At 68.8% G+C, this 13,565-nt stretch carries 9 protein-coding genes; 2 read left to right on the top strand and 7 right to left on the bottom strand.

Features of this window, described 5'->3' with window-relative positions; translation table 11 throughout:
- Nucleotides 1-145 precede the first annotated feature (145 nt).
- The 5 genes from nla6 to VZQ01_RS42525 form a co-directional block, all read right to left on the bottom strand.
- Nucleotides 146-1,582 carry an enhancer binding protein Nla6 gene (gene nla6 / locus VZQ01_RS42505; RefSeq protein WP_267696325.1) on the bottom strand — a complete coding sequence of 479 codons (1,437 nt, stop codon included), beginning with the start codon at nucleotides 1,580-1,582 and terminating at the stop codon, nucleotides 146-148.
- Between the two features lie 78 nt (nucleotides 1,583-1,660).
- Nucleotides 1,661-2,311, bottom strand: coding sequence for a sensor histidine kinase (locus VZQ01_RS42510; RefSeq protein WP_083560397.1), 651 nt, complete (start codon nucleotides 2,309-2,311; stop codon nucleotides 1,661-1,663).
- A 246-nt stretch (nucleotides 2,312-2,557) separates the two neighbouring features.
- Entirely contained in the window at nucleotides 2,558-3,010 is a 453-nt protein-coding gene (locus VZQ01_RS42515) for a deoxycytidylate deaminase (protein ID WP_046713582.1), read from the bottom strand.
- 77 nt (nucleotides 3,011-3,087) lie between these two features.
- Entirely contained in the window at nucleotides 3,088-3,963 is an 876-nt protein-coding gene (locus tag VZQ01_RS42520) for a S1 family peptidase (protein ID WP_223749918.1), read from the bottom strand.
- Nucleotides 3,964-4,089: 126 nt separating this feature from the next.
- A complete protein-coding gene (locus VZQ01_RS42525; RefSeq protein WP_223750033.1) occupies nucleotides 4,090-6,339 on the bottom strand; it encodes a PrkA family serine protein kinase in 2,250 nt (749 codons plus the stop codon).
- Nucleotides 6,340-6,655: 316 nt separating this feature from the next.
- Here VZQ01_RS42525 and VZQ01_RS42530 point away from each other — a divergent pair, with 316 nt between their 5' ends.
- On the top strand, nucleotides 6,656-8,179 hold the full coding sequence (locus tag VZQ01_RS42530) for an Hsp70 family protein (protein WP_141323915.1): 1,524 nt from the start codon (nucleotides 6,656-6,658) through the stop codon (nucleotides 8,177-8,179).
- A gap of 21 nt (nucleotides 8,180-8,200) precedes the next feature.
- On the opposite strand, the gene VZQ01_RS42535 is transcribed toward VZQ01_RS42530, so the two are convergent.
- Nucleotides 8,201-10,222, bottom strand: a complete 2,022-nt coding sequence (locus VZQ01_RS42535) for a protein kinase domain-containing protein (protein WP_223749919.1) — start codon at nucleotides 10,220-10,222, stop codon at nucleotides 8,201-8,203.
- Between the two features lie 217 nt (nucleotides 10,223-10,439).
- Between VZQ01_RS42535 and VZQ01_RS42540 the strand changes: the two genes are divergently transcribed.
- Nucleotides 10,440-12,629, top strand: a complete 2,190-nt coding sequence (locus VZQ01_RS42540) for a carotenoid oxygenase family protein (protein WP_426746506.1) — start codon at nucleotides 10,440-10,442, stop codon at nucleotides 12,627-12,629.
- A 63-nt stretch (nucleotides 12,630-12,692) separates the two neighbouring features.
- Here VZQ01_RS42540 and VZQ01_RS42545 read toward each other — a convergent pair whose 3' ends face one another.
- Nucleotides 12,693-13,499, bottom strand: a complete 807-nt coding sequence (locus VZQ01_RS42545) for a hypothetical protein (RefSeq protein WP_426746507.1) — start codon at nucleotides 13,497-13,499, stop codon at nucleotides 12,693-12,695.
- Nucleotides 13,500-13,565 lie beyond the last annotated feature (66 nt).

The following is a 13,565-nucleotide window of genomic DNA, read 5'->3' on the forward strand; positions in this document are numbered from 1 at the left end:
TTGTCCAGAGGTCAAAAGTCAAGAATTGACGCGGGGTTTCGCGGAGGGTCGGCCCCTGCCGACCCCTCCTGCCGAGGCCCCCGTCGCACCGTCTCCGAGCCGCTCCAACAGCGCGGAATCCGGAGCGGATTTCCTACCCGTCAGGTCAGCGCGCCAGCAGGTTGCTGGCGCTCAGCGGACCATCGCTCCCCTGCCCGCCCAACGGCCCTCCAGGACCGGACTGCTGGGTGCGAGCCTCCGCCGCGTAGCGGTTGAGCTTGTTGTAGAGCGTCTTCTCGCTCACCCCGAGCACCTCCGCCGTGCGCGCCTTGTTGTTGCCATTGCGCTGGAGGCTGCCGAGGATGTACTCACGCTCCACCGCGTCCAGGCTCAACCCGAATGGCAACCGGAAGGTATGCCGCTCCGGGCCCTTGCCAGCCATGTCCGGCGGCAGGTGCTCGCGGGTGATGAGCTCCCCGTCGCACAGGATCACCGCGCGCTCCACCGCGTTGCGCAGCTCGCGGATGTTGCCCGGCCACTCGTAGTTCTTCAGGACCTCCATGGCCTCCGGGTGCACGCCGGACACGCGCTTGGCCGAGTCCCCCCGGAACTTGTCCACGAAGTGCTGGACCAGGATGGGCACGTCCTCGCGCCGCTCGCGCAGGGGCGGCAGGTGGATCTGGAACACGTTGAGGCGGAAGTAGAGGTCCTCGCGGAAGCGCTGGTTCTTGATCTCCTGCTTCAGGTCGCGGTTCGTGGCGCACAAGACGCGCACGTCCACCTCGATCTCCACCTTGCCGCCCAGCCGGCGCAGGCGCCCCTCCTCCAGGACGCGCAAGAGCTTCGCCTGCAGGTCGATGGGGATCTCACCCAGCTCGTCCAGGAACAGCGTGCCGCCGTGGGCCAGCTCGAACACACCCGGGCGGCGCTGATCCGCGCCGGTGAAGGCGCCGCGCTCGTGGCCGAAGATCTCCGACTCGATCAGCGTGGCGGGGATCGACGCGCAGTTGATGGCGATGAAGGGCTTGTCGCGGCGCAGGGACAGGTTGTGGACGGCGCGCGCCACCACCTCCTTGCCCGTGCCGGACTCACCGCTGATGGACACGCTGGCCTTGGACGGGGCCACCTTCTCCACCAGCTCGATGACCTTGCGCATGCCCGCCGACTGGGCGATGAGGTCCGAGGAGCCCAGCTGCTTGAGCCGCCGGCGCAGCGTCTGCACCTCGCGCAGGGTCTCCTTCTTCTCCAGCGCCCGGTCGATGCAGACCTTCAGGCGGGCGGTGTCGAGCGGCTTGACGATGAAGTCATACGCGCCCTCGCGGATGGCCTCCACCGCCGCGTCGATGGTGCCGCGCCCCGTGAGGAACACCACCGGGCAGTCCGGCAGCTCCTCCTTGAGGTTGCGCAGCAACCACAGTCCATCCGTCTCGGGCATCGCCAGGTCCGACAGGACGACGTCCGGGCGGAACTCGCCGGCCTTGCGCAGGGCATCGTGCCCGTCGAAGGCCGTCTCGACCTTGTGCCCCCAGGTGCCGAGCATTTCTGCCAGCGCCTCGCACGTGTCGCGTTCGTCGTCCACGGCCAGGATTCGTGCGCTACCCAAGATGAAGACCTCCGGTACTGCGTCGTGACGCGGATTGGGGATGACTCTGAATGAGAAGCCCGCTGCTCGGTACAGCCCTCAAGCGCGAGGAAAGATGAGACGGCAGGAGCCGCCGCGGACATGGAGGTCCACACCCAGCTGCGAACAGCGCAGCCCCAGCGCGGCCACGGCGTCCGCCAGCTCCGGCGCGCCATCCCCTCCCGTGTCCTCGACCTCCAGCACCGCCACCGGGCCGTCCGCGCGCACCGTCACGCGCACCGAACCCCCACCTTCCGCCCGCCGGACTCCCCGCAGCAGCGCCTGGATGACGAAGAAACCGAGCTCCGAGGTGTCCGAGAGGCGCACCCGCACCCCTGCCTCCACGGCCACCTGCATCGTGGCGCGACGCTTGCGGCCCTCGTGCGCCACCACGCTCATCGCCCGCGTCGTCGCGTCCGACAGGTCCACCTCGCCCGCCGCGCCGCCCTTGGACACGATGAAGTCGGAGAACTGCCGCAGGATGCCGTCCACGCGCTGGATCTGCTCGCGCAGCGCCTTGAGGTTCTTCTCCTGCGACGGGGGCACCTGCCCCGTCTCCGCCTTCAGCTTCTCCGACAGCACCTCCAGATGGATGGCCATCGCGTTGAGCGGGTTGCGGACGTCGTGCAGCAGGCTGTCCATCAGCGTCTGCACGGCGCCGTAGCGGGCAGCGCCCACCACCGGATCCGTCGACTCCTGGACACGCACCATGCTGCTGGACACAGCCGTCGAGCTAACCAACGGAAACTCCTCGGGTTTTTCGTCTCCCTCCCCCGCCGCCACCCCACCGCGGCCAAGAGTTAGGGAGCGTGTTCCACAACGTCAACCCTGGGTCGGTAATTCTTGCCGGAACCGGCAAATTCCCGTGTAGCGACGCCTACTTGCGCAGGCTCCCGAGTGTTCTCCGGGCGACGTTTCCCGTGGCGCTTCCGTCCGCGTGAGTCGGGGGTTTCCCGCTCAGGTCGACGACGCGGGCGGGCGCGAGGCCTCGCCCAGGCCCACCAGCTCCAGGTTGAGCCGGGTGGCGACCTCGAAGATGCGGGGGTCCCGGTAGAACTCCCCGAAGACGATGCGCACCAGCCCCGCGTTGGCGATCAGCTTGAAGCACGGCCAGCAGGGGCTGGCGGTGGTGTAGATGGTCGCCCCGTCGATGCCCACGCCGTTGGTGGCCGCCTGGATGATGGCGTTGGCCTCCGCGTGCACCGTGGCCACGCAGTGTCCGTTCTCCATCATGTGCCCCACGTCGTCGCAGTGGGGCAGCCCGCGGATGGAGCCGTTGTAGCCGGTGGACAGGATGGTGCGGCCCCGGACGATGACGGCGCCCACGTGCTTGCGATCACACGTGGCCCGGGTGGCCACCTGCTTCGCGATGTCCATGAAGTACTGATCCCACGAAACCCGTCCGGACATGCGCTCGCCTCCTGGTGACGCGAAAAAGAGCGGGACGGATGTAGCGCGGACGGGGCGCCTGTCGACAAAAAGGCGGGTCAGCGACCCGCGGCGTGAGCGACGCCTCCCTCACCAGGCAGGCTGCGCTCGAGCAGCCGGCCAAAGCCCTGGGCCTTGAGGAACTGGCGCACCTTGGTGCTCGGCGCGGCGAACGTCTCGCCGGGCATGGGCACATCGAAGCTGAAGCTCTCCTGCTGCACCTCGAAGCCCACCTGCGCGGTGCGGTAGCCCTCCACGATGGCGAGCAGCCGGCCCGTCTCCAGGCTGAAGATGCCGCCACCCGACGCCCCGTAGCCGATGGGCGCGTCGGTCTTCACCAGCTTCGGCCGCCGCGACTCCCGGTCCCACTCCACCTGGGACAACATGCCGCCGGACAACGACAGCGCGCGGCCGAACGGAGACGCCGCCACGACGACGTCCTCGCCCAGCTCCAGCTCGGCCTCCTCCGCCAGCTCCACCGCGGGCAGCCCCAGCCCCGGCACGCGAAGCAGCGCCAGGTCCATCTCCGGCACCTTGCCGCGCGCCACCACCTGCCCCACGTGCGTCTCCACGTCCCCGCGCCGGTCCACCAGCACGCGCAGCTCCGGGGCCTTCAGGTCCTCCATCACCACCGCGTGCGCGTTGGTCACCACCCACGCCACCACGCCGTCCTCGCTCCGCTCCGAGCCCACGACCACGCCGGACGCGGTGCGACGCACGTTGTCCCCCTCGGCGATCTGCAGCCGCACGTTGTGCGGGAGGATGCGGCGCACCATCTCCTTGCGCGTCGGCCGCGCGGGCTCGGGCATCGCCACCACGCGCACGACCTCGGCAGGGGCCTTGGGCGCGGGGGCGCTCGCGTGGGGCGACGAGGCGCCGGCACACGACGCGAGGGCGAGCAGGGCGACGGGGGCGCCCAGGAGGAAGCGGGTCATCGACTCTCCGGGATGAAGGATGGCGCGTGGGACTGCGAACTCGCTCGACGCCCCCATCTTCCCGAGCCCGCTTACCAATGGAAAGCAGGCGCCCGAGCAGGCCCCGTCAGCCCGCTCGCCCGCTCCTCATGCGTAGCGCTTCTTCATCAGGAACAGGATGGCGTCCTTCGCGCAGTGCTCGCAGTAGCCGTAGCGCTCCGCCATCGTCTTGAGCGTGCTCTGCACCTGCGTCTGCTCGCGCGACGTCAGCTGCGCCCGGTCCTCGGAGAGGTACTTGAGGACGTTCTCCTTGTTCTTGCGCAAGACGCGCTTGCGCTCCTCGAAGTAGTGGTCCCTCAGGCGCTTGAACATGTCCGGGAACACGCGCGCGTAGTCCATCACCACGTCCGGGTTGTCCAGCCGGTGGGCGCCGATGGAGGCGATGAGCCCCCGACGGAAGTCCGCCACCTCCTCGCCCCGGGGCATGACGATGGCCTCCACCTCCTGCATGCGCTGCTCGTCCGGCTTCTCCATCTCGCCCGTGACGCGGTTGCGCATCTTCTCGCCACGCACCCAGTGGCTCACGCTCTGGATGTAGCGCTCCACCAGCTCCCGGTATTGGCCCTCGGACACCAGGCCCATGGACTCGCGCACCTCGGTGTCCACGCGGTCCAGGTACTCGGCCTCCGCCACGCGCACGAAGGCCTCGTGGTCGTGGTAGCCGTCCACCACCTCCTGGAGCAGGAACTCGTAGACACTCTTGTCCTTGCAGATGGCCTCCAGCTCCTCCAGCACCGCGAGCGCGTTGAGGCACTTGTAGTCGGGGTTCTGCGCGGCGTTGAACAGCGCCGTCTTGATCTCCCGCGCGCTGGCGCCCATGCGCCCCTCGTAGTTGGGGTACGCGTCCGACTCGGTGAAGAGCTCCTCGCGCAGCTTGCGCAGCTCCTTGGTGTTGGCCAGGCTGAGCCGGTCCGGCGGCGCGCCCTCCTCGTACAGGTGCAGCTTCTCCACCGGCGTGACGTGGTCGATGAGCTCCTTCACGTCGCCGGGGTAGCGGTCCGGGATCGGCTTCTTGAGCCGCGTGAGCACCGCCCACATCGCGGCCACCGCCGTCGCGTGCGGCGCCACGTGCTTGCCCACCGTCGTCGCGGACACCTGCGCGTCGTAGATCTGCTGCTCGGTGCGGTAGCGGCGCAGGTACGGCACGCGCACCAGCTCGATGCGGCCCTTGAACGACGCGAAGTCCGGCAGCTCCTTGAACGCGCCCAGGTGCTTCTCGTTCGAGGACGCGATGAGCACCTCGTCCAACTGGAGGACGAACGGCTCGAGCGGCACCTCGCTCGTCTCGCTGAAGCCCAGGAGGTACTTGAAGGCCTCCAGCGGCCGCTTGAGCAGGTCCGCGTACTCGATGAGCCCGCGGTTGGCGTGCACCAGCGGGCCGTGCGGCTCGAAGAGCACCGTGCTGTGCAGGGGCGCGGGCACGTTGAGCTGGGTGCGGTCCGCGGTGAGCTGCTGCACCACCGCGTCCACGCTCATCTGCGGCTCCACCGTCACCGTGGCCACCTGGTAGCGCCGCGACACGTAGAAGCGCTCCACCTGGACGTGGCGCATCACCTTCAGCCAGTCGCCGTTGTACGAGTTGAGCAGCGCCGTGTAGATGCGCCGGCACTTGGAGCACAGCTCGCCGTCGCGCACGTAGTCGGAGAGGATGAAGTCCCCCGTCTCCCCGTCCCCGTTGCCCAGCCCCTTCTTCTTGAGCGCCGTCTCCAGCACCTTGCGCCGGTCCACCGCGGGCATGGCGAAGAGCGGATGGTCCCTGAGCTCGCAGGGCATGCGCAGGTCGATGGACTCCGCGTCCAGGTGCGCGAAGGTCGTCAGCTCCCCGTCCCCGGTGCTCGCCCGCTCCCCGAAGCCGATGGAGCCCTTGATGAGCTTCTCCGAGGGGAACACCCAGGCGATGCGGTACAGCGCCCCCTGCGGCAGGCGCGAGTACGTCTCCATGCCCGACTTGAGCGCGTTGACCAGCGAGGACTTGGCGCTGCCGTTGGGGCCGTGCAGGAAGATGAGCTTGTTGATGCGGCCGGCGCGCACGAAGTTGCCGAGCACCCGGTAGATGGCGTTCTGCACCTCCTCCTGCCCCGCCACCCGCCCGTCGCGCTCGTTGTGCTGCGCATCGAACACCTTGAAGCGCCGGATGCTCCCCGTCGGGTGCGGCACCGTCTCCGTCCCGAAGTGGTCCATCACGTCCCGCAGGTACTGCGCCGCGTTGCGCGCCTGGGCCTTGGGGTCGTTCAGGAAGAGCGACAGGTACTCCTCGAAGGACAGGATCGAACGGTTCTTGACGAAGTCGGCGTTCACCTGCGAGCCCACTTCCTGCAGATACCCCTTCGCGTCCACGTGGCTCTCCTCGTCGTCGTCCAGGTCCGTTGATCTAGCCACGGCGCCGGCGGGCCGCAGGCCGTCCTCTGCTCCTCGACCTTTCCCGCCCGCCCTCCGGAAAGTCCAGGGCCCTTTGGCGCCGTGTCGTCCACCCCACGTGCTCGGGCCGTCGGCTGTCCTCCAGGGGGGAGAGTAGCCCAGGTGGACTTTTCGCCCGACATGGTGCGGGGTTGCAGGGCTTTGTCGCAGGTGGGTGTCAGCTTACTCGCGTGGTGGGCCGGGGTGCGCTACGGTCCAGCCTTTCTCTTCGGTGGCCACCCGGAGCCCAGACACGATGCACAAGGAGCCCATCATCGGCATCGACCTCGGCACGACCAACTCGTGCGCGGCGATTGTCGAGGACAGCGGGAACGTCAAGCTCATCCCCTACAAGGGCGGTGAGTACACCATCCCCTCCATCTTCGCGATTGATGACAAGGGGAACGAGCTCATCGGCTACGAGGCCAAGCGCCAGTGGCAGCTCAACCCGCGCAACACCGTCTACGGCGCCAAGCGTCTGGTGGGCCGTCCTTTCGGCAGCGACGTCGTCGAGACGATGAAGAAGGTCGTGGCGTACAACATGCGCCCCGGCAAGAAGAACGACGTCACGCTGGACGTCGGCAAGCGTGAGTTCACGCTCCAGGAAGTGAGCGCGAAGATCCTCGGCAAGATTCGCGAGGTCGCGTCCAACTACCTGAAGATGCCCATCAAGCGGGCGGTGGTGACGGTGCCCGCCTACTTCAACGACCGGCAGCGCCAGTCGGTGAAGGACGCGGGCAAGCTCATCGACCTGGAGGTCGTGCGCATCATCAACGAGCCCACCGCGGCGGCGCTCGCGTACGGCGTGGGCAAGGGCCTCAAGGAGAAGGTCGTCATCTACGACCTGGGCGGCGGCACCTTCGACGTCTCCATCATCGAGATCCGCGAGCGCGTCTTCGAGGTGAAGTCCACCGGCGGCGACGTGTTCCTGGGCGGCATCGACTTCGACAACGCCATCATCCACCACGTCCTCAAGGACTTCGCGGCCAAGACGGGCATCGACCTGGCCACGGACCCGGTGGCCATGCAGCGCATCAAGGACCTGGCCGAGCGCACGAAGATTGATTTGTCCGCGCGCGACGAGGTGCCCTTCAACATCCCCTTCATCACGATGACGTCGCAGGGCCAGCCCCTGAACATCGAGATGAAGTTCACGCGCAAGATGCTGGAGCAGCTCACCAACCACCTCGTCGACCGCACCCTGCAGATGGTGGCGCGCGTGCTGGTGGACTCGGGGCTGTCCACCAAGGACGTGGACCAGGTGATGCTGGTCGGCGGCCAGACGCGCATGCCCATCGTGCAGGACCGGCTGACCAAGTTCTTCGGCAAGGCGCCCAGCAAGGCCGTGCATCCGGACGAGGCGGTCGCCATCGGCGCGGCGCTCTACGCGCACTCGCTCCAGGACGACACCAACCTGCGCATCCAGCTGCTCGACGTGATTCCCATGGCCATCGGCCTGGAGAAGGCCGGCGGCGCGTTCCACGTCGTCTTCCCGCGCAACGCGCCCATCCCCAACGCCAAGCAGCTGCTCGCCACCACCAGCATGGACAACCAGACCGAGCTGGCCATGCGCATCTTCCAGGGCGACCACGAGATGGTGGCGCGCAACGACATGCTCGGTGAGTTCACCTTCTCCGGCATCCAGCAGGCCCGCGCCGGCGGAGTGCAGGTGGAGATCACCTTCGACGTGAACATCGAAGGCATCCTCACCATGCGCGCCCGGGATCCGGCCACCGGCCGGGAGATGAACACCACGGTGCGCGTCACCCAGAGCAGCTGAAGCGCCGCGCGCCGTCCCCGCTCATCGGGACGGCTGCGCCACCAGCCCCGCCGCCTCGTGCGAGCCCTCCCCGGGCTCCTCGTGGCCCCCCGAAGAGGGCATGTACGGCGTCGAGTCCTCCGACACCGGCGTGCGTGCCCCCTCCGCCCGGAGCAGCTCGTACACCAGCAGCTCCACCGAGGCCCCTGGAGGCACCTGGGGTCCCAGCGCCGCGTAGTCGAAGGGCTCCTGCGCGCGCTCCTTGGTCCGCTCGCTGAGCAGCACCTGCCCGCGCCGCGCCAGGGTGGACAGCCGGGCCGCGGTGTTCACCACGTCCCCCAGCACCGTGTAGTCGAGCCGCCCGGACGCCTTCGCGCCGATGCTGCCGGACACCACGTCCCCGGAGTCCAGCCCCATGCAGACCCCATGGGCATACGGGGCGCCCTCGCCTCCCCTCGTGGCCAGCACCTCGAGCTGCTGTCGGATGGACAGACACGCCTCCAGCGCATGGTCCACGTGGCCGGGGCCGCGGAAGACGGCCATCACCGCGTCGCCCACGAACTTGTCCACCGTGCCGCCGCGCGAGAGCACCTCCGGGACGATGGCCTCGAAGATGGCGTTGAGCCGCCGCAGCGACTCCGGGGGCGCCTCGTCCTTGAGCACCGGGGTGAAGCCGTGCACGTCGACGAAGACGACGGTGCCCTCCACCCACTCGCCCGCCATGGCCTCCGTGCCTTGCATCATCGGCGGCAGCCGCTCCAGCACGCCGCCCGGGACGAACATGCGCAAGAGGCCGTTCTCCTCGGTGTAGCGCACCGTGCGCCGCAGCTCGCGCACGTGCTTGAGCGTCTTGACGAGCGTGGCCTCCAGGTCCGGGAAGTCGATGGGCTTGGTGATGAAGTCGAACGCGCCGCGGTTCATCGCCGTGCGCAGGTTGCTCATGTCCCCGTACGCCGAGACGATGACCACGCGCGTGAGCGTCGTCACCTCGCCGATGCGCGACAGGAACGTGAGCCCGTCCATCCTCGGCATGTTGATGTCGCAGAGGACCACCTCGGTGTCCGGGTGCTGGCGCAGCTCCTCCAGCGCCTCCTCGCCATCCGCCGCGAACAGGAACTGGTAGACGTTGCGGCGGACCTGCTTGCGGAACACCTGCTCCATCAGCACCGCGACATCCGGCTCGTCGTCCACCACCAGCACCTTGGCCGGACGCGCGGGCCGCCCCGCCTCCACCCTCGCGCTGAAGGCCGAGGACAGCTCGTGCGCGGACTGGAAGCGCTTCGAGGGGTCCACGTCCAGCGCCCGCGCGAAGAACGCGTCCACCTCCGTGCCCAGCTCGGGCGCCAGCGAGGACGGCGCCACCGGCGGCGGCGGCACGTTGCCCAGGCGGAACTGGCGCAGCGACTCCAACGGGAACGGGTGCTGTCCGGTGAGCGCCCGGTACGCCACCACCGACAGCGCCCACAGGTCGCAGCGGTGGTCCAACCTGGGCGACAGCCCGCGGAGCTGCTCGGGGCTCATGTAGCGCGGCGTCCCCGCCATCTCCTCCTCGGGGTGCGGATGCGCCGTGCCACCCTGGGTCAACAGGGCAAGCCCGAAGTCCAGCACCTTCACGACCTCTCCGGACGCGCTCCGGGAAAGGAAGATGTTCGCGGGCTTCAGGTCTCTATGGATGACACCGGCGGCGTGGGCGGCCGTGAGGGCGCGGGAGGTCTGCGTGAGCAGCCGCTCCACCATGGCGAGCGACAGGCGGCCTCGGCGGTTGAGCAGGGCCTCCAGGTCCTCGCCCTCGAGCAGCTCCATGACGATGTAGGGGGTGTCGCCTTCGAGATGGCAGTCGTGGATCTGGATGACGTGCGGGCTCTGGAAGCGGGCGATGGCCTGGGCTTCCCACTCGAACTGGCGCAAGGCGTGCGGGGTGGGCGCGCAGTGGGTGGCCATGAGCTTGAGGGCCACGCGGCGTTGGAGCTTGGGATCCGTCGCCACCCACACCGTGCCCATCCCACCGCCCGCGAGCACCCGCTCGAGGACGTATCGCCCGCCGATGATGCGCGGCTCAGACATGTCGTGTTGGTTCATGGTTGGTCGCACCGGGCGTCGCGATGATGGCACATCGGGTCCACACGCCGGAACACCATCCCGCCCCCTCCCTCCCCTGGCGGACGTGCCACCTCGTGCGAGTCGCGGACGTCGCACGTGTTACCGTGCTGGCCCCGTTCCCCGACCTGTTCCGCAGCTCCCTACCCGTGGAGGAGTCATGCCTGATGTGACTCGAAGCGCCGTGTCTCCCCTTCCTTCCCCCTCGGCGGAGGATGTGCCGCCGCCCGCGCCGCCCCATCTGCCGGATGGGACGACGTACCCGGGTGTCGCCGTCCCGCCGGGTCTCCGACCCGGAATGCCGCGCAACGCGATGACGTCCAACCGGGAGCGCTTCACGCGCGAGCCGCTGCACGTGCTCGCCGGCAAGCTGCCCCCGGACCTGCACGGCCATGTCTTCGTCGCGGGCCCCAGCGTGTCGGAGGGCTCACCCGCGCTGGCGTCGGATGGGCTCGTGCTGCGGCTCGACTTCGACGGGGCCCACGCGACGTTCAGCTCGTCCATCATGGAGACGCCGTCGTACGTGGCGCGCGAGCCGGTCAACGAGGGCAAGACGTCGCGCGGGCCGCTCACGCGCTACCTCAACCAGTTCCGGGAGACCACGCTGTCGGACGTGTCCATCGCCCTGGGCGCGCAGGAGGCCCCCAACACCGCGCCCTTCCTGGTGCAGGGCGAGAACATGATGCTGGTGACGACGGATGCGGGGCGTCCGTGGGCCATCCATCCGATGACGCTGGAGGCGTACACGCCGCTGGGCTACCTGCGCGAGTGGAAGCCGGCCATCGGCACACCGTGGACCTTCCCGTTGTTGCAGAGCACCGCGCACCCCGCCTTCGCGTCCGAGCACCCGGTGGCCATCTCCGAGGCGCCGGGCGCCGGGCAGAAGCCGCGCCTGTTCCTGACGAATCACGCGCCCAAGTGGCCGCTCGGGGAGGGCTGGACGCACCTGGTGAGCTGGGACACGTGGGAGAACCGGCTGCACCACTGGTCGCTCATCGATGCGGCCACGGGCAAGCCGGTGGTGACGCAGTCGCTGCATCAGATCGCCGTCACGCGCGACTACGTCGTCCTGCTGGACAGCAACTTCCCGGTCAACTTCTGGAACATCGCGGTGCAGTCGGCGCTGCCGGGGATGACTCGGCTGCAGCGACTGGTGAGCCGGCTGACCTCCGAGCCCTCCTATCCCCAGGCGGTGTTCTGGGTCGTGAAGCGCTCGGACCTGCGGCCCTCGCCCGGCACGCTGTTGCCCGATGACCCGCCGAGGATCCCCGCGTACCGCTTCCAGTCCGGCGGTGGCGGTCTGCACTTCGCGGCGCGCTACGAGAACCCGGACGACGTCATCACGATTGTCGTGGGGCACTCGCCCACCGAGGACCTCTCCCACACCATCCGGGAGGGGGACCTGCTCATCAACGGCAACCGGGCCCAGGCGTACCAGGAGGGCATGCCCACGGCGGTGCCGGTGACGCGCAGCTCGCTGGGCGTGCACCACATCGACATGCGCCGGCGGACCATCGAGTCGAAGCTGCACTCGCATGACGACTACACGTGGGGGCTCACCGTCTTCTCCAACACGGGCCTCATCAACGGAGAGCTCGAGACCAATCTGAAGTTGTACCTGGACGAGGTCCCCCGCGAGCCGCCCCCCGGAGGTGAGCCTCCTGGTGGCATCCAGTGGGGGATTCCCGAGGACGAGCTCGCCATCTACTTCAACTCGGATGGCTTCACGGCGGACATGGTCCCCGAGTTCATCTACCAGATGTACAAGCCCATCGTCGGGGACCGGGAGGGCCTGCCCATCCGCGAGGGCCGGGCCGCGAGCTTCTTCAAGTTCTTCGTCAACTCCGGCCGCTTCGACGGCTACGTGCTGCCCACCGGCTGGTTCGGCTTCGCGCCGCAGTTCGTGCCGAGCATCAAGCTGCCGATGGTGCCGTACTGGAAGGGCTACGTCGTGGCGCTGGTGGTGTCGGACCCCACGCCGAACCTACCGCCGGACTCGACGGGGGACGAGGTGTGGATCTTCGACTCGGAGGACATCGCCAAGGGCCCCATCTGCCGGCTGGGCAGCAAGAACTTCGACATCGGGATGACGCTGCACACGACGTATCTGCCGCCGGGCCTGGGGGACATCCTCGATGGCCACGTGCCGAACGACCCGCCCTACTGCGTGGACGTTCGCGAGGACTACGACGTGAGCGCGATGCAGAAGGCCTACGAGAACTGGCTGCCGGGCCTGTTCCCCCGCGTGCCGCGCGCGCTCTTCGCCCCGTGGCGGATGGGCGTGCGCTGGGTGCTCAACTTCCCCAAGCTGCGCGAGGTGTTTGAGAACGACGTGTACCCGCGCTTCACGATGAGAGCGCCTCGGAAGAAGTAGCGGCATGACGGCGGTGGTGCCTCGGAGGATGCATGGGTTCTCCGAGGCACGGGCTCGCGCGACTCAGTCACCCGCCATGACCGCGCGGGTCGCCTCCTCGAAGCAGGCATCCGGCACGGAGGCGAGGACCTCGTCCTTCCCTCCTTGAATCCAGGTCCACCTCGCGCCCAGCTTCGTCACCAGTCCGAGCTTCCCGCCGCGAAGCCTCGCGATGAAGTGCCTCGCGGTCCCCTTGCCGCCGTCAGCGCGCCACAGGACAGCCTCGAGGTCCGGAGGCGCGCTCCCCGCGAGCAGCGGTGCGATGGCTGCGTGGCACTCCAGTCGGAGGATGCGCGCATCCAGCTCCGTGAGGAGCCCTTGCACGCTCAGCCCCGCGCGGCCGGGCTCCTCGTCGAGGTACTTCACGACACGGGCCACCGCGGCGGTGAGGTGCACGAAGGTGTCCTTGCCGCGACACAGCGCCGCCGCAGCACCTGCCGTCCGCCGGACCACCGCGAGCGCCTCCGACTCGTCAGCCTCGGAGCGCGAGTCCGCGATGAGCGCGTGATAGGCGCGGCCCGCCTTGCTCGTCAGCTTCTTGTCGTGCCCCAGCGAGAGTGACTCCTGGGGCGTGAGGCGCAGGGGCTTCGACAGGAAGTCCCGCACGCGCTCGACGATGCGGCTCGCCACGGCCTCCTCGAACCGATCCGCGAGGAACGGCGACACGAGGGAGGAGAACCACAACCCCAGCTCCACCTGCCCCGCCGCCGGGCACACGGGACGCGGGCCGCCCAGCGCCCAACGAATCGCGGGCCGGTCTTCGGGCTTCGCCGCGAGTATCGCGGCCTTGAGGATGACGTGACAGCGCTCGAGTCCCGCGACTTCCGCCATGTCCCTTCACCTCCGCACGGCATGGGCAATGTCACACCTCGCCCCGGCGCTCATGCAGCCCACGCT

This window comes from Myxococcus faecalis, assembly GCF_050039385.1.
GTDB lineage: Bacteria > Myxococcota > Myxococcia > Myxococcales > Myxococcaceae > Myxococcus > Myxococcus fulvus.

What these genes read in the sequence shown, in the direction of transcription:
- VZQ01_RS42530 (WP_141323915.1), top strand. Translation starts at nt 6,656, where the DNA reads ATGCACAAGGAGCCCATCATCGGCATCGACCTCGGCACGACCAACTCG.
- VZQ01_RS42535 (WP_223749919.1), bottom strand. Translation starts at nt 10,222, where the DNA reads ATGTCTGAGCCGCGCATCATCGGCGGGCGATACGTCCTCGAGCGGGTG.
- VZQ01_RS42510 (WP_083560397.1), bottom strand. Translation starts at nt 2,311, where the DNA reads ATGGTGCGTGTCCAGGAGTCGACGGATCCGGTGGTGGGCGCTGCCCGC.
- VZQ01_RS42515 (WP_046713582.1), bottom strand. Translation starts at nt 3,010, where the DNA reads ATGTCCGGACGGGTTTCGTGGGATCAGTACTTCATGGACATCGCGAAG.
- VZQ01_RS42545 (WP_426746507.1), bottom strand. Translation starts at nt 13,499, where the DNA reads ATGGCGGAAGTCGCGGGACTCGAGCGCTGTCACGTCATCCTCAAGGCC.
- VZQ01_RS42520 (WP_223749918.1), bottom strand. Translation starts at nt 3,963, where the DNA reads ATGACCCGCTTCCTCCTGGGCGCCCCCGTCGCCCTGCTCGCCCTCGCG.